The organism is Pseudoxanthomonas sp. JBR18 (assembly GCF_028198165.1).
Classification (GTDB): domain Bacteria; phylum Pseudomonadota; class Gammaproteobacteria; order Xanthomonadales; family Xanthomonadaceae; genus Pseudoxanthomonas_A.
Window position 1 is genome coordinate 3,152,545 of record NZ_CP116339.1, and the last position, 16,318, is coordinate 3,168,862.

At 68.8% G+C, this 16,318-nt stretch carries 11 protein-coding genes and 1 riboswitch; of the genes, 3 read left to right on the forward strand and 8 right to left on the reverse strand.

The annotated features are described in order from the left end of the window. Position 1: 1 nt before the first annotated feature. The 6 genes from PJ250_RS14230 to PJ250_RS14255 form a co-directional block, all read right to left on the reverse strand. On the reverse strand, positions 2 to 1,486 hold the full coding sequence (locus PJ250_RS14230; protein WP_271645230.1) for an MATE family efflux transporter: 1,485 nt from the start codon (positions 1,484 to 1,486) through the stop codon (positions 2 to 4). A gap of 79 nt (positions 1,487 to 1,565) precedes the next feature. Continuing rightward, complete coding sequence (pnuC, locus tag PJ250_RS14235) at positions 1,566 to 2,147, reverse strand: nicotinamide riboside transporter PnuC (protein ID WP_271645231.1); 582 nt, start codon at positions 2,145 to 2,147, stop codon at positions 1,566 to 1,568. Beyond that, the gene (locus PJ250_RS14240) at positions 2,144 to 4,309 is read right to left on the reverse strand and encodes a TonB-dependent siderophore receptor (protein WP_271645232.1); all 2,166 of its coding nucleotides are present in this window, start codon (positions 4,307 to 4,309) and stop codon (positions 2,144 to 2,146) included. The genes pnuC and PJ250_RS14240 overlap by 4 nt, the downstream gene beginning before the upstream one ends. A 72-nt stretch (positions 4,310 to 4,381) precedes the next feature. After that, positions 4,382 to 4,478, reverse strand: a riboswitch (TPP riboswitch). A gap of 44 nt (positions 4,479 to 4,522) precedes the next feature. Then, entirely contained in the window at positions 4,523 to 5,662 is a 1,140-nt protein-coding gene (locus PJ250_RS14245) for a phosphotransferase enzyme family protein (RefSeq protein WP_271645233.1), read from the reverse strand. Positions 5,663 to 5,754: 92 nt separating this feature from the next. Further along, entirely contained in the window at positions 5,755 to 7,977 is a 2,223-nt protein-coding gene (gene katG, locus PJ250_RS14250) for a catalase/peroxidase HPI (RefSeq protein WP_271645234.1), read from the reverse strand. 266 nt (positions 7,978 to 8,243) lie between these two features. Beyond that, the gene (locus PJ250_RS14255) at positions 8,244 to 8,873 is read right to left on the reverse strand and encodes a DUF937 domain-containing protein (RefSeq protein ID WP_271645235.1); all 630 of its coding nucleotides are present in this window, start codon (positions 8,871 to 8,873) and stop codon (positions 8,244 to 8,246) included. 133 nt (positions 8,874 to 9,006) lie between these two features. On the opposite strand from PJ250_RS14255, the gene PJ250_RS14260 reads away from it, so the two are divergent. Both PJ250_RS14260 and PJ250_RS14265 read left to right on the forward strand, forming a co-directional pair. Next, positions 9,007 to 9,702 carry a helix-turn-helix transcriptional regulator gene (locus tag PJ250_RS14260; protein ID WP_271645236.1) on the forward strand — a complete coding sequence of 232 codons (696 nt, stop codon included), beginning with the start codon at positions 9,007 to 9,009 and terminating at the stop codon, positions 9,700 to 9,702. A 58-nt stretch (positions 9,703 to 9,760) separates the two neighbouring features. Next, positions 9,761 to 10,408: a glutathione S-transferase family protein gene (locus PJ250_RS14265; protein ID WP_271645237.1), complete on the forward strand. Its 648-nt coding sequence runs from the start codon at positions 9,761 to 9,763 to the stop codon at positions 10,406 to 10,408. 197 nt (positions 10,409 to 10,605) lie between these two features. Here the strand turns inward: PJ250_RS14265 and mutS are convergent, their stop codons facing one another. Further along, positions 10,606 to 13,212, reverse strand: a complete 2,607-nt coding sequence (gene mutS / locus PJ250_RS14270) for a DNA mismatch repair protein MutS (protein WP_271645238.1) — start codon at positions 13,210 to 13,212, stop codon at positions 10,606 to 10,608. Positions 13,213 to 13,336: 124 nt separating this feature from the next. Then, positions 13,337 to 15,622 carry a glycoside hydrolase family 3 N-terminal domain-containing protein gene (locus PJ250_RS14275; RefSeq protein WP_271645239.1) on the reverse strand — a complete coding sequence of 762 codons (2,286 nt, stop codon included), beginning with the start codon at positions 15,620 to 15,622 and terminating at the stop codon, positions 13,337 to 13,339. A gap of 179 nt (positions 15,623 to 15,801) precedes the next feature. Here PJ250_RS14275 and PJ250_RS14280 point away from each other — a divergent pair, with 179 nt between their 5' ends. After that, the gene (locus PJ250_RS14280; RefSeq protein WP_271645240.1) at positions 15,802 to 16,290 is read left to right on the forward strand and encodes a CinA family protein; all 489 of its coding nucleotides are present in this window, start codon (positions 15,802 to 15,804) and stop codon (positions 16,288 to 16,290) included. Positions 16,291 to 16,318: the final 28 nt, after the last annotated feature.

Consider the following 16,318-nt stretch of genomic DNA (forward strand, 5'->3'; position numbering starts at 1 on the left):
CTCAGGGCTTTTGCAACGCGTCGTCGGGCCGGTAGTCCGGCTCGGCCGGGTCGGCCACGGGCGAGGGCACGCGAGCCGGGACCTCGGAGGGGATGGCGACCTGGCTGGCATCGGCGTTCATCATCTGCGCCTTGCGCCAGCCGCCCCAGCGGTAATACGCGATCGACAGCAGCATCGAGCACAGCGAACTGGTCGGGAAGCTCCACCAGATCGCGTCGCTCCCCAACGTGGGTTGCAGCAGCTTGGCAAAGGGCACCCGGATGCCCCACAGCGAGATCACCAGGATGATCAAAGGGACGATCACCGCGCCGGTGGAGCGCACCACGCCGGACAGGACGAACATCACCCCGAAGAACAGGAACGACCAGATCGCGATGTGGTTGAGGTGGCGGGCGGCGTCGAAGGCGGGACTGCCCGATTCAAGGAACAGGCCGAAGGTCCAGTGGTCCAGCAGGATCAGCGGCGCGATCAGCGCACCGGTCATCAGGAAGTTGAACAGCACGCCGGTACGCGCGGTGGCCGAGACCCGATCCCAGCGTCCGGCGCCGACGTTCTGCGCGGCCATCGACGAGGCCGCCGCGGCGATCGCCATCGCCGGCATCTGCACATAGTTCCAGGTCTGCAGCGCAGCGCCATAGGCGGCGGCGATGTCGGTCCCGAAGCGGTTAACCAGGGTCATCATCGCGATCATCGCCAGCGACACCAGCACCATCTGCAGGCCCATCGGCACGCCTTTGGTGACCAGTGCCTTGAGGATCGCCGGGTCGATGCGTAGCAGGTGCAGGTCCTTGCGCCCCAGCCACAGCACGTGACCGCGCCGGCGCAGCGAGACCAGCATCGCGGCCAGAGCAATGGCCTGGGTGACCAGCGTCGACCACGCCGCGCCGGCGATGCCCAGTTTCGGGAACGGACCCACGCCCAGCATCAGCATCGGATCCAGCACGCAATCCATCGCCACGGCCAGCAGCAGGTAGCGGAGCGGGGTCTTGGCATCGCCGACGCCACGCAGCGCCGCCGACAGGAAGGCGAACGCGTAGATCAGCGGCATCGCCAGGAAGATCACCCGCAGGTAGGCCTCGGCCAATGGCAGCGCATCGGCTGGGGTGCCCATGGCGCTAAGCAGGTGGCGCGCCAGCCACACGCCGCAGCAGGCGATCACCACCGACAGGCCGATGAAGAAGCTGGCGCTGGTGCCCATCACCCGGCGCGCGCGGGCGGTGTCGCCGGCGCCGATGGCCTGACCGATGAGGATGGTCGCGGCCATGCCGATGCCGAACACCGAGCCGATCAGGAAGAACAGGATGCTGTTGGCGTTGGCCGCGGCGGTCAGCGCCGATTCGCCCAGGAACTTGCCGATCCACACCGCATTGACCGAGCCGTTGAGCGATTGGGCGACGTTGCCGCCCAGGATCGGCAGCGAGAACAGCAACAGATTGCGGCCAATCGGCCCTTCGACCAGCGAGCGTGAAGCGGGGCGTGCGGACATGCGAAGGGGTGCCGGGCGAAAGTCCGGCACCCTAGCACTGCCTGACGCGGGCGTCAGTCGACGTCGGCGCTGGCCGGGTTCAAGCGGCGGCCAGCGGTGCGGTCTGCGCCGCGCGCCGCCACTGGCGCAGGCCCATCACCGCCAGTCCAACGAAGCCCAGATAGAGCGCGGCGGTGACATCGAGCGACTTGTAGACGTACAGGCCGGTGTAGATCACGTCCAGCACGATCCACAGCCACCACGCGGCGATGTGGCGGCGGCCCTGCCACCACTGCGCCACCAGGCTGAAGGCGGTCAGCGCCGCATCCAGCCAGGGCAGGGCGGCGTCGGTGTAGCGGTGCATCACCGTGCCCAGGGCCACCGCGCCCACCGCCCCGATGCCCAGATCACGCAGTGCCGCGCCCAGGTCCAGTGGCGCGACCTGCACCCGGCCGTCGTCGTCCAGGTGCTGCTTCCAGCGCCACCAGCCATAGACGATGAAGCCAGCGAACGCGCCTTGCAGCAGGGCGTCGGAATACAGCTTGGCCTCGACGAAGACACTGGCGTACAGCACCACCGAGGCCAGTCCGACTGGCCAGCTGAGCAGATGCCGGCGCGCGGTCAGCCACACGGCGGCCACGCTGACAGCCGCGCCGATCCACTCGAGCAGTTCGGTACTCACAGCGCCCAGGTCACGCTCAGACGGGCCAGCCGCGGGGCACCGGGGAACAGGTAGTAATCGCCGCCGCTGCTGCCGGTATCACGCCAGTAGAACTTGTCGAACACGTTGTCGACCGACAGCTGCCAGGTCATGGCGTGGCCAGCGATCTGATTACGGAAGCGCAGTCCGGCATCGAACACGTGGTACGCCGGCACGCGCAGGCGACCATCGGCGGTGGCGACATTGGAGGCGGCGTAACGCCAGCCCGCGTTGAAGCTCCAGGCTGGCGCCGACGCCAGCGTGTAGTCGAGGAAGACGCTGGCGCGCGCCTCGGGGATGTTGACCAGCTGGTGACCCTCGATGGCGGCGGTGCCGCTGTCCTGTGCCCGTGCGCGCAGCAGACTGGCGCTGGCATTGAGGCGCAACTGCTCGGTGAGCTGTCCGTTGGCGGTCAGCTCCAGGCCGGTATGCACCTGCTGGCCGCGCTGGACGAAGGTATAGCCGGCCTCGCTGTCATCGGGCATGGCGTACTGGAGCGGCTGGCGGATGCGGAACAGGGCCGCGCCCAGGTCCAGCGCGTCGGTGGCGGCGAACTTCACGCCGACCTCGGCCTGGCGCGAGTGCAGCGGCGGCAGGAAGCTGTCGGCATTAGACGTCCACCACGGCGCTTCCTGGCCCAGCGACAGGCCCTCGCTATAGCTGGCGTAGGCGTTGAGCCGGGGCGTGGCCTGCCAGATCAGCGCGGTCTGCGGCAGGAACTGACTCAGGGTGGTGCGCCGCTCGCGCACGCCCTCACTGTCGTTGGCGATCTCGTCCAGCTTGGCGAAGCGCCCGCCTACCAGCCACTGCCAGTGATTGCCGAAGCCGATGCGATCCAGCGCGAACACCGACCACTGCCTGTCGTCCAGCCGGCGCGCGGACGGGCCGGGCGCGTTGGACGAGGGGGCGAACACCGGCGTGGCCTCGTTGATGTTGGCGGTGCCCACGTAGTCGTACACGTCCTGGCGGCGATCCACGGTGCGACGGTAGCCATCGGCGCCAAAGGTCAGCTGGTGGCTGAGCGCGCCGGTGTCGAAGCGGCCCTGCAGCTGCGCGCGTAGTTGCTGGTTGTGGCGGGTGTCGTCCGGGCTGCGGTAGTCGTACACGTCGTAGTCGCCGTTGGGGGCGAAATAGTTGCCGGGCTCGCTGCCGTCGGCACATTCGGTCGCGTAGAAGCAGCCATAGGCGAAGGCGACGTTGTCATCGATCACGCTGCGGCTGTTGCCGAAGGCCACGCTGCCCTGCCAGTCGGGGTTGAACTGGTAGGTGTAGCGCGCGGTGACGTTGGCACTCTGGATGGACACCGGCTGTGACCACGGCTGGTAGCCCAGCAGCTTGGTCGCGCTGGCGTGGCTGGGCAGCGTATCGCCACCGAGCAACTGGTAGCCGGAGGCCGAACGCTGCGCGCTGGTCTGGTAGTCGCCGTCCAGTTCCAGCTTGCCCTTGTCGCCGATCAGCCAGTCGGCGGCCAGCGCATAGAAATTGCGCCGCCCGTCGGTGTGTTCGATGTAGGAGTGCGTGTCCTCCCACGCCGCGTTGAAGCGCAGGCCGAAAGTGGGAGTGAGCCAGCGGCCGACATCCAGGGCGGTGTAACGCGAGCCATGCGAGTCGGTGCCGACGGTCAGCTCCTGCACCCGCTCGGGACGCTTGGAGACGAAGTTGATGATGCCGCCGGGCGCCATGATGCCGGCGGTCAACCCGGCCTCGCCCTTGAGGATCTCGACCTGCTGGACGTTCTCCAGCGCAATGCGCTGCTCGCCGGCCAGGCTCAGGTCGTTGAAGCGCAGGCCGGTGGCCAGGTCCAGCGCATAGCCGCGGATCGACACGTCCTGGTAGTAGCCCACCGCCGCGTAGCTGTCGCCGACCGAAGCATCGCTGGCGGTCAGTTCGCTCAAGGAGCGCGGCTGGCGTGCGTCGATCAGCGCCCGGGTCAGCACGTTGAGCGAGGCCGGGGTGTCCTTCCAGGTGCCGGCGCCAAAGCTATTGGCCTGGCTGGTCTGGGCATCGTGCTGGCCCTTGACCCGGACGGCGGCCAGGTCGGTGGCGGTTTGGTCGTCGGAAGCGGATTCGACCTGCTGGGCGTGCAGCGGCAACGCCGTGCACAGCAGGGAGGACAGCAACAGGGTGGAGCGGGAGCGATTCATCGGTTCGTCACCAGGCAAGGGCACAAGGACGAAGCGACGGCGCACCGGCGCACGCCTTCCACGGGCGGACCACCGATGCTGCTCAAAGCTCCCTACGCCGGTGCTAACCGGGTCAGGTTCCAAGGGACTCTCTCAGCCCGGCAAACGCCGGGCACCCCCGCTTCAGAGCGCGCATTTGACACCATTTCTCCAGGATTTGCACATCCGGCGTATTCAGGCCGTTGCGCGGATCGCCTGCAGCAAGGCCTGGCCGGGCGCGCTGGCGAACCACCGCGCATGACCCAGCAAGAACACGTCGTAGGCCACCGCCGCGTTGTCCGGCGAGCCGGTGATGGCGTGAAAGTACTCGACCTCGGACAGGGCGAATTCCAGGTGTACCAGCGGCAGCAGGTCGGCCAGCAACTGCACCGAGGCCGCGTCCAGCGGCAGCACCTCGCGGTAGCCGGCGATCAGCGCGCAGGCGGTCTGCAGATGCACCGCATCGAAGCCTGTTTCCAGCGTCAGCCAGGCGATGGCATTGCGTTCGATCGCGGTGGCCAGGTCGAACATGGCGCTGGTCGGCGAAGCCAGGCCGAAGTCGAGCACGCCGCTGATGCGCAGCGCATCGCCCTCGCGCTGCCACAGCAGGTTGGACACGTGCCAGTCGTTGTGCGCCCACAGGCGCGGGGTGTCGCGCAGGCGCGTTGCAAGGCCGGCGTGCCATGGCAGCAGGTCGCGCGCGAAATCGCGTTGCCAGTCGCGCGATTGCAGCCACGCGCGCAGGGCCGGACGTTCTGCAAACTGCGCCTGCAGGGCCACGATGGGATCCTCGGCGCGGAGCAGGTCGTCGCGGGCGACCAGCACGTGCGTGCTGCGCTGGGGGGCGTGGTCATCGGCTGCGGCCTGGTGCAGCCGAGCCAGCATGGCGCCCGCCTCGCGCGCACGGGCCAGGTCGGTCAGCGGTGTCCACGACGTGGTCTGGCGATACACGTCCTCGCCAAGCCCGGTGCTGTGGACTTCATAGGTCCAGTCGCCGCGCGTGACCGCGGTGTGGCCGTGCGCATCGGCAAAGACCTCGACGACCGGCAGCCCCTTGCCGTGCAGGTGCGCGATGAAGCGATGTTCTTCTTCCAGGCACGCGGCCGTGCGCACGCTGACATGGTGTCGTTTGACGAATACGCGGCCACGTGCGGTGTCCACCAGGGCCGCGGCCGAGAGCGGGCGTGGGCTGTGCCAGGCGATGCGATGCGGCCCTGCTGCGAACGCCGGATAGTCGGCCAACAGCACCTCGAGTTCGTCCGCCTGCAGGGGCGGCCAGTCGGGCACGACATCTTCCGGCCCCACGCCGTGCACGCGGTGGTCGACATCACTCATGGCGGGGGCGGATGGCGATTGGCAAGCGCGGTATTGTGCGACAACGGCGCCAGAGGGCGCCGTTGTCGTGTGACCGGTGGTGCGGACCTGGCTTACTTCAGGTCGAAGCGGTCCAGCTCCATCACCTTGGTCCAGGCCGCGACGAAGTCCTTGATGAACTTCTCCTTGGCATCGGCGCCGGCATAGACCTCGGCCAGGGCGCGCAGGATGGCGTTGGAGCCGAACACCAGATCGGCGCGCGTGGCCGTCCAGGTCTTGGCGCCGGTGTTGCGGTCGGTGCCCTGGTAGGTATTGCGCGAGGTCGCCTGCCACGCGGTGCCCATGTCCAGCAGGTTGACGAAGAAGTCGTTGCTCAACGTGCCCGGCTTGTCGGTGAACACGCCATGGGCCACGCCATCGACATTGGCACCCAGCACGCGCAGGCCGCCAACCAGCACGGTCATCTCCGGCGCGGTCAGGGTCAGCAGTTGGGCCTTGTCGATCAGCAGCGCTTCGCCGGCCACGCCGATGCCGCCGGCCAGGTAGTTGCGGAAGCCATCGGCCTTGGGCTCGAGCATGCCGACCGATTCCACATCGGTCTGTTCCTGGGTCGCGTCGCCACGGCCCGGATGGAACGGCACGGTGATGTCATGGCCCGCGGCCTTGGCCGCCTGCTCCACCCCCACGCCGCCGCCGAGCACGATCAGGTCGGCCAGCGAGACCGGCTTGCCGAAGTCCTGGCCGATCTCCTTCAGCTTGGCCAGCACCTTGGACAGTTGCGCGGGCTGGTTGGCCTTCCAGTCCTTCATCGGTGCCAGGGCGATGCGCGCGCCGTTGGCGCCACCGCGCTTGTCCGAGCCGCGGAAGGTCGAGGCCGAGGCCCAGGCGGTGGAGACCAGCTCGGCCACACTCAGGCCAGAGGCTGCGATCCTGCCCTTGAGCGCGTCGATGTCCGCTGCGTCCAGCGCCGTGGTCGAGGCCGGGATCGGGTCCTGCCACAGTAGGTCCTCGGCCGGCACTTCCGGGCCCAGGTAGCGCGATTTGGGCCCCATGTCGCGGTGGGTCAGCTTGAACCAGGCGCGCGCGAAGGCGTCGGCGAACTCCTCCGGATGATCCAGGAAGCGGCGCGAGATCTTCTCGTAGGCCGGGTCCATGCGCAGGGCCAGGTCGGTGGTCAGCATGGTCGGCAGGCGCTTGCCGGTGCCGTGCGGATCGGGGATGGTGGCTTGCGCGTCCTTGGCCACCCACTGGTGCGCGCCGGCAGGGCTCTTGCTCAACTCCCACTCGTAGCCGAACAGGTGCTTGAAGAAGTCGTGGCTCCACTGCGCCGGGGTGGTGGTCCAGGTGACTTCCAGGCCGGAGGTGATGGTGTCGGCGCCCTTGCCGCTGCCGAAGGTGTTGTGCCAGCCCAGGCCCTGCTGTTCCAGGTCGCCGGCTTCGGGTTCGTGGCCGACGTGGTCAGCCGGGCCGGCGCCATGGGTCTTGCCGAAGCTGTGGCCGCCGGCGATCAGGGCGACGGTCTCCTCATCGTTCATCGCCATCCGGCCAAAGGTGTCGCGGATGTCGTAAGCGGCCTTGAGCGGATCGGGATTGCCGTCCGGGCCTTCGGGATTGACGTAGATCAGGCCCATCTGCACCGCGGCCAGCGGATTTTCCAGCTTGCGCGAGTGTTCGTCGCCATCGGCATCGTCGTCGGAGACCAGCACCGCTTCATCGCCTGGCTTGTCCACACCGGGCGAACCGTGGGCGTAGCGTTCGTCGCCGCCCAGCCAGGTGGTCTCGGTGCCCCAGTACACGTCCTGGTCCGGCTCCCAGGTGTCCTCGCGGCCACCGGCGAAACCGAAGGTCTTGAAGCCCATCGATTCCAGCGCGACGTTGCCGGTGAGGATCATCAGGTCGGCCCAGGAGATGGACTGCCCATACTTTTGCTTGATCGGCCACAGCAGGCGGCGGGCCTTGTCCAGGCTCACGTTGTCCGGCCAGCTGTTGAGCGGAGCGAAGCGCTGCTGGCCGCGGCCGCCGCCGCCGCGTCCGTCCTGCACGCGGTAGGTGCCGGCGCTATGCCAGGCCATGCGGATGAACAAGGGCCCGTAGTGGCCGAAGTCGGCCGGCCACCAGTCCTGCGAATCGGTCATCAGCGCCTTGAGATCCTGCTTGAGCGCCGTGTAATCGAGCTGCTTGAACGCCTCGGCGTAGTTGAACGCACTGCCCAGGGGATCGGACTTGATCGAATGCTGGGCCAGCAGCTCCACCCGCAGCCGCTTGGGCCACCAGTCCTGGTTGCTGGTGCCGCCGCCCGCGGCGTGGTTGAACGGACATTTGGCTTCGATGTTCATGGCTTGGCTACCTCGTTTGGAGCGCACAGGAGACGCGGCCGCACGCGCAGGCGCGGACGTTCAGGGGTGTGGGGGTGGAGAAGCGAGGCCCCGGTCAGCAGGGCATCGGCAACACATCGCAGGTGGCGGGGCTGGCGAAGGGCGTCATCGGGAGTTGGCGCATGGCAGGCCTCGCGTGTGCGGATGAGGTCTCACCATAGGCAGCGGCGATGACAAAAGAAAATTGAAATTTGTGCGATTTTTGATAGGGCCCGACTATCGCTGGCTCAGCGCCCGCGAAACAGGCCACCGCCGAGCTTGAGCAGGTCGCCGACGTCCAGGTCGCCATCGCCATCCTGGTCCAGCAGCTTGCCCAGCAGCCCTCCGGCCAGCCCCCCGGACTGCTGCACCTGGGCGCGTTCCTGGCCCAGCGCCTGCCCGAGTTGGTCGGCGTCGCCCTGGCCATTGCCACCCAGGAAGCGCTGCGCCAGGAACGACAGCACCACCGGTGCCAGCAGTTGCAGGAGCTGGCCGGCCTTGTCACCGCCCAGGCCCGTGGCCTGGCCCAGGCCGTTGGCGGCCATTGGGGTGCTGCCGCCGAAGATGTGCCCCAGGATTCCAGCCCCGTCGGTCTGACGACCACCGCCAGCGCCGAGCACCGCGCCCACCAGACTGCCCAGGTCGAAGCCCGATGCGGCCTGGGCGTGGTCGCGCTGCAGGGCGCCCAGCAGCGCCTCGGCGCCCTGGGGCTGCTGCGCGTTGCGGCCCAGCGCGGCGAACAACATCGGCAGCGCGGTGGCGATGGCGTTGCGGGTCTGGGCCGGGTCGGTGCCCAGTTGCGAGGACATCTGCTGCAGCGGCGCGCCCTGCAACTGCTGGAAAAGGGTGCCGGCCAAGCCGGAAAGCGCATCGTTCATGACAGGGAATCCTTCGGGTTCGGGGGAATGCCGAACTTACCGGACCTCCGTCCACCTCGGCCACCCAGCGCACCCGGCATTCGCGTGTCACGCCACGTTCCTGCAACGCGACGCCGGGCTCTATCCTGTCGCGATGTCCTCGCGCGCCACCCGCCTGCTGCACCTGCTCGATGCCCTGCGCGGGCGTCGTCGTCCCGTGGCCGGCGCGCGCCTGGCCGAGGCGCTCGGCGTCAGCCTGCGCACGCTGTACCGCGACATCGCCACGTTGCGCGGGCAGGGCGCGGACATCCTCGGCGATCCCGGGGTGGGCTACGTGCTGCTTCCCGGATTCCTGCTGCCGCCGCTGAACTTCAGCGAGGACGAACTGGAGGCCCTGGCGCTGGGCGCGCGCTGGGTCACTCGACAGCCGGACACGGCGCTGGCACAGGCGGCCGAACGGGCCATGACGCGCATCGGTGCGACGCTGCCGGCCGCCGCGCGGCTGTCGATCGAGACCACGGGCCTGCTGGTGCCCACCCCGCGCGAACCGCCACCGGATGCGCCGTGGCTGCCGACGCTGCGCCTGGGGATGCGCCTGGAGCACGTGCTGCGCATGGACTACGCGGATGGCGCGGGCCAGCCCACCCAGCGCCTGATCTGGCCGTTCGCGATGGCCTTCATGGAGGGGCTGGGCATGCTGGCGGCGTGGTGCGAGCTGCGCCGGGATTTTCGCCACTTTCGCGCCGATCGCGTCATCGACCTGGTCGATACCGGCGAGCGCTACCCCTCGCGTCGGCATGTGCTGATCAAGCGCTGGCGCACGGCCACCGGCTACGGCAGCGACTCCTGACAGAAGCTGTCAGCAGGAGCACCGGACACTGGCGCCTCACCTGTGACGGAGCGTTGCCATGAGCGAGACCCTGACCCTCTATACCCATCCGCTGTCGCGCGGCCGCGTCGCGCGCTGGATGATCGAAGAGACCGGCCTGCCGTATGAGGCGCGGATCCTCGACTACGGCACGGGCATGAAGTCGCCCGAGTATCTGGCGATCAATCCGATGGGCAAGGTGCCGGCCCTGCGCCACGGCGAGGCGGTGGTCACCGAGAACGCCGCCATCTGCGCCTACCTGGCCGAGCTGGTGCCCGAGCGGCGTCTGGCGCCGCCGGAGGATTCGCCGACGCGTGCGGCGTATTTCCGCTGGCTGTTCTTCCTGGCGGGTCCTTTCGAGTCGCTGATGACGGCCAGGGAGGCCGGAGCGCTCTGCGAACCGGTCAGTGCCGGCTACGGACGTGAGGAGGATGTGCTGCGCGCGCTGGAGCAGGCGGTGGAGGGACGCAAGCACCTGGCCGGCGATCACTTCACCGCGGTCGATCTGTATGCCGCCGCCTGCATTGGCTATTACCTGCGCATCGGCGCGCTCGCGCCGCGCCCGGCCTTCGTCGCCTTCGTGCAGGCGCACATGTCGCGTCCGGCCGCGCTGCGGGCGATGGAGATCGACAACGCGCTGGCACCGCAGCATCCCAACCCGAACATGCCGCCGGCCGCTGCGGCCTGACCAACCCCTTCAACGCGCGATACGTCTGGCGCTCGCCTCGACGCAGACATGCAGGCCCATGTTGTGGGAGCCGCCACGGCGGCGCTGGACCTTCAGCGGAAAGCGCCATCGCCTTGTGGGAGCCGCCACGGCGGCGATGGGCCTTCAGTGGAACGCGCCATCGCCAGCGTGCTGGCTCCCACGGGGCCTGTGTCGCGTTACAGCAGCGCCTTGAGCCGGTACAGCGCCTCGAGCGCCTGCTTGGGAGTCAGCTCATCGGGATCCAGCGCGGCCAGGGCGTCCTGCGCCGCTGAAGGCGCGGGCGCGAACAGGCCGAACTGCTGTGGCGCATCCAGCGCGGTGGGCGCCATGGTCGAGGCCTGGGTGTCGCTGCCGCGCTGTTCGAGCTCGGCCAGGCGACGACGCGCCTGGGCCAGGGTGGTGCGCGGCAGGCCGGCCAAGGCGGCCACCTGCAGGCCGAAGCTGCGGTTGGCCGCGCCATCCTTCACCGCATGCATGAACACCAGCGACTCGCCGTGCTCGACGGCATCCAGGTGCACATTCGCAATCCCGCTCGGGCCGCCTTCGACGGTCTCGCCGGCCAGCGCCGTCAATTCGAAGTAGTGCGTGGCGAAGAGCGTGTAACACCGGTTGGCGTGGGCCAGGTGGCGGGCGACGGCGTCGGCCAGGGCCAGGCCGTCGTAGGTCGAGGTGCCGCGCCCGATCTCGTCCATCAGTACCAGCGATTCGCGCGTGGCGTGATGCAGGATGTAGCTGGTCTCGGCCATTTCCACCATGAAGGTGGACTGGCCCTTGGCCAAGTCGTCGCCGGCGCCGATGCGGGTGAGGATGCGGTCGATCGGGCCGATCTGTGCGCGTGAGGCCGGCACGAAGCTGCCGATATGCGCCAGCAGCACGATCAGCGCGTTCTGGCGCATGTAGGTCGACTTGCCGCCCATGTTGGGGCCGGTGATGACGAGCATGCGCCGTGCCTCGGCGGTATCACTGCCGTCCAGGCGCAGATCATTGGGCTCGAACGGTTCGCTGCGCACGGCCTCGACCACCGGATGGCGGCCGCGTTCGATCACCAGGCACGGCGCATCGGACAACGCCGGACGCGTCCAGTCCAGCGCCTGGGCGCGCTCGGCGAAGGCGCACAGCACGTCCAGCTCGCTCAAGGCCAGGGCGCAGCGCTTGAGCGGTTCGATCACTTCGTTGAGCGCGTCCAGCAGCTGCTCGTACAGCACGCGTTCGCGCGACAGGGCGCGCTCGCGTGCCGACAGGACCTTGTCCTCGAAGGTCTTCAACTCTTCGGTGATGTAGCGCTCGGCATTGGTCAGGGTCTGCCGACGCGTGTAATGCACCGGCGCCTTGTCCGATTGGCCCTTGCTGATCTCGATGTAATAGCCGTGGACGCGGTTGTAGCCCACTTTCAGCGTGGCGATGCCGCTGGTCTCGCGCTCGCGGGTCTCCAGGTCGATCAGGAACTGGTCGGCGTTGGTGGACAGCTGGCGCAGTTCGTCCAGCTCGGCATCGAAGCCGGCGGCGATCACCCCGCCATCGGTGAGTTTGAGCGGCGGCTGTTCGGCCACGCCGGTGACCAGCAGATGCGCGGTGGCGTCGTGCTCGCCCATCGCCGCGGCCAGCGCGCCCAGGCGCGGCGAATCCAGCGGCCCCAGCAGTTCGCGCAAGCGCGGCAGCAGGGCCAGGCTGTTGCGCAGCGTGGACAGATCGCGCGGGCGCGCCGAGCGCAGCGCCACGCGGGTGAGGATCCGTTCGACGTCACCGAAGGCGCGGAAGGCGTCGCGCAGGTCCGCCTCGGTACCGCGGTCGATCAGCGTCTCCACCGCGTGGTGACGCTGGTGCAGCACGCTGCGGTCGCGCAGCGGGCGATGCAGCCAGCGGCGCAGCAGGCGCCCGCCCATCGGGGTGACCGTGCTGTCCAGGATGCCGAGCAGGGTGTGGCGGGTGTCGCCGTCCACGCGCGTGTCCAGCTCCAGATGGCGGCGCGTGGCCGCGTTCATCGCGATGGCCTCGCCCGAGGACTCGAAGGCGATCGCGGTCAGGTGCGGCAGCTGCGACCTCTGGGTTTCCTCCACATAGCCCAGCAGCGCGCCAGCGGCGGCGATGGCCTGTGGCTTGTCCTCGATGCCAAAGCCGGTCAGGTCATGCAGCCTGAAGAACTGCAGGAGCTGGCGCCGGCCGCTGTCGGCATCGAACAACCATGGCGCACGGCGACGCGCACCGGTGCGCGTGGCCAGGAAGGGCGGCCAGCCTTCTTCGTCGGGGACCAGCAGTTCGGCCGGCTCCAGGCGGGCCAGTTCGGCTTCCAGTGCGTCGTCGCTGTCGACTTCGTTGACCAGGAAGCGCCCGCCGGCCAGGTCGGCCCACGCCAGTCCATACCCGGATTTGCCGCGCGAAAGCGCCATCAGCAGCGTGTCGCGGCGCTCGTTGAGCAGGGCCTCGTCGGTCACCGTGCCGGGGGTAACGATGCGCACCACCTTGCGTTCGACCAAGCCCTTGGCCAGCGCCGGGTCGCCGATCTGCTCGCAGATCGCGACCGATTCGCCCAGCGCCACCAACCGCGCCAGATAGCCTTCGTAGGCATGCACCGGCACCCCGGCCATCGGGATCGGCGCGCCGCCGGAGCTGCCGCGCTGGGTCAGAGTGATGTCCAGCAGCCGCGCGGCCTTGCGCGCGTCGTCGTAGAACAGTTCGTAGAAGTCCCCCATGCGGAAGAACAGCAGCAGGTCCGGGTACTCGGACTTGGCTGCGAAGAACTGCTTCATCAGCGGGGTGTGTTCGGGCGACGCGGTCTTGGACATCGGAGCGCAGGGGGAAAGTGACCGCAGATTGTAAAACGTGCGCCGCCGCAGCCGGGGTGTCATGCCCCGGATGCGGCGGTCGGCGACATGCGCGGCCCGCCGCGCCGCGGGCTTGCGCGCTGGATCAGGCCGGCAGTTCGAAGGTGGCGTGCAGGCCGTCCACTTCGGCCGAGGGAGCGACCCACAGGTCGAAGACACCCGGTTCCACCGTCGGCTTGAGGTCCTGGCCGATGAACAGCAGATCCTCGCGGCGCAGGGTGAAGCGCACTTCGGCGCTGCCACCGGCGGCGATGGCGACCTTGCGGAAATCCTTCAGCTCCTGGATCGGGCGGGTGATGCTGGCCGCCCGATCGTGCACGTAGAGCTGCACGACCTCCTCGGCCGCGCGGTCGCCGCGGTTGTGCACGGTGGCGCGCACTTCCAGCGTGCCAGCGGCCTGGAGCTTGCCATCGCCGATGTCCAGCGCGCCGTATTCGGGACGCCCGTAGGTCAGGCCGTGGCCGAAGGGGAATAGCGCCGAATTGGGGATGGTCGTGTAGTGGGTCTTGAACGCCGTCAGCGCTTCGGGCTTGGGATCGGGGCGGCCGGTGATCTTGTGATCGTAGTAGTACGGCACCTGGCCCGGCTCGCGCGGGAAACTGACCGGCAAGCGCCCGGAAGGCCCGGTCTTGCCGAACAGGACGTCGGCCAGCCCCGCACCCGAGGATGACCCGAGGAACCAGGCGACCAGGATGGCCTTGGTCTTGGGCACCACCGTGTCCAGCGCCAATGCGCGCCCGTTGCTGAGCACGACCACCACCGGCTTGCCCGTGGCCGCCACCGCGTCCAGCAGGTCCAGTTGCACCTTGGGAATGGTGATGGAGGTGTGCGAGTGCGCCTCGCCCGAATCATCGCGGGACTCGCCGATGGCCATCACGACGACATCGGACGCACGGGCCGCCTCGACGGCGGCCTGGATGCCGCCGGCCAGCGCGGTGGCATAGCCGCTGCCGGCCACCACGCGCAGCAGCGAGGCATCGGCCATCGCGCTCTTCATGCCCTGGGCCAGATCGCTGCCCGAGTCGTCACCGTTGAACAGGGTCCACGGGCCCTTGGTGCTGTCCCAGTCCTGCGCCACCGGGCCGATCAGGGCGATGCGCTGGCCGCTGGAGCGCAGCGGCAGGATGTCGTCGTCGTTCTTCAGCAGCACCACGGACTTGCGCGCGGCTTCGCGCGCGAGCTCGAGCGTTTCGGGCAGGCGCTGACGCGAAGGCGCCTGCGGCTTGATCCGGCGGAACGGGTCATCGAACAGGCCCAGCTGCGCCTTGAGCTGCAGCACGCGCCGCACCGAGCGGTCGATGACCGCCATTGGCACCTCACCGCTCTTGACCAGGTCCGGCAGGTGCTTCAGGTACAGGCCGCTCTGCATGCTCATGTCCACCCCGGCCAGGATCGCCAGCCGGGTCGCGTCGCGCCCGTCGCGGGCGAAACCATGCGCGATCAGCTCCTCATCGCCGGTGTAGTCGGACACCACCACGCCGCTGAAGTCCCACTCGCCGCGCAGCACATCGTCCAGCAGCCATTTGTTGGCCGTGGCCGGGATGCCGGAGATCTCGTTGAACGAGGCCATGGTGGTCATCGCCCCGGCATCGAAACCGGCCTGGAACGGCGGGAAGTAGGTCTGCCGCAGGACGCGCTCGGACACGTCGGTGGTGTTGTAGTCCAGGCCGCCCTCGGCCGCGCCATAGGCGCAGAAATGTTTCGGACAGGCGACCACGGCCTCCGGATCGTCCAGGCCCTTGTCGCCCTGGAAGCCGCGCACCCGGGCCTGGGCCATGCGCCGTCCCAGCAGGACGTCCTCGCCAGCGCCCTCCACGCCGCGGCCCCAGCGCGCATCACGGGCGATATCCACCATCGGCGCGAACGTCCAATCGATGCCCACCGCCGAGGCCTCCATCGCCGCCGCGCGCGCGGTGCGCTGGGCCAGGTCCGGTTCGAAGCTGGCCGATTCGCCCAGCGGCACCGGGAACACCGTGGTGAAGCCGTGGATCACGTCGGCGGCGAACAGCATCGGAATCTTCAGCCGGCTCCGCATGGCGGCCTTCTGCAGGCGCTCGTGGTAGAGCACGTTGGAGCTGTTGAACACGCCGGTCAGTTGGCCGGCTTTGGCCGCCGCGATCTGCGCGGTCACCGCGCTGGTGGCGGTCACCGGATTGGCCGCCGCCGCCGCGCCGTTCTGCATGGCCGCCGCGAACAGGGTCAACTGGCCGGCCTTCTCCTCCAGGGTCATCTTGCCGATGAGGTCTTCGATGAAGGCTGGCGCCTTGATCGGGGTGCGCCCGAGCGCGAAGCCCATCGGAACCTGCGACAGCAGGGTGGCCGCGCCCGTGGCCACCAGCAATTGGCGGCGCGTGATGCCTGATCGTGTCATGCCGTTTCCCTTCCCAAAATGGCGAATCGATAGTGCCGTCTGGTCGCGGCAGGGGCGTCAATGTAACCGATTACATCGACTGCCGATGCTGCACTGCGGGAGGGCTGGGGATGGGACGCCAGCCGAGGCGAATGGACGCGATCTGGGATACTTCACAGACCTCCACGCCATGGCGCGCCATGTCTCCCACCGATTCCCAACTCGAACAGTTGGCCGTTTCCGTCGGCCAGCACCTGCGCGCGGGCCACGACATGCTGGTCACCGCCGAAAGCTGCACCGGCGGCTGGATTGCCAAGGCCATGACCGACATTGCCGGCTCCTCGGCGTTCTTCGACTGCGGCATGGCCGCCTACAGCTATGAGGCCAAGCAGGCACTGCTGGGCGTGCGCCCGCAGACGCTGGAGACCTTTGGCGCGGTCAGCCGCGAGACGGTGATCGAGATGGTGTCCGGCGCCCTGGTCAATTCCGGCGCCAGCGTGGCCGTGGCCGTCACCGGCATCGCCGGCCCCGGCGGCGGCAGCCCGGACAAACCGGTCGGCATGGTCTGGATCGGCTGGAAGCGCCGCGGCGGCTACGCCCGCGCCGAGGTCTACCAGTTCGACGGGGACCGTGACGCGGTACGCCGACAGACGGTGGCGGCGGCGTTGAATGGACTGATCGCCGCCTAGCGCCGGCGAATGTGAGGGCAGGGCTTGC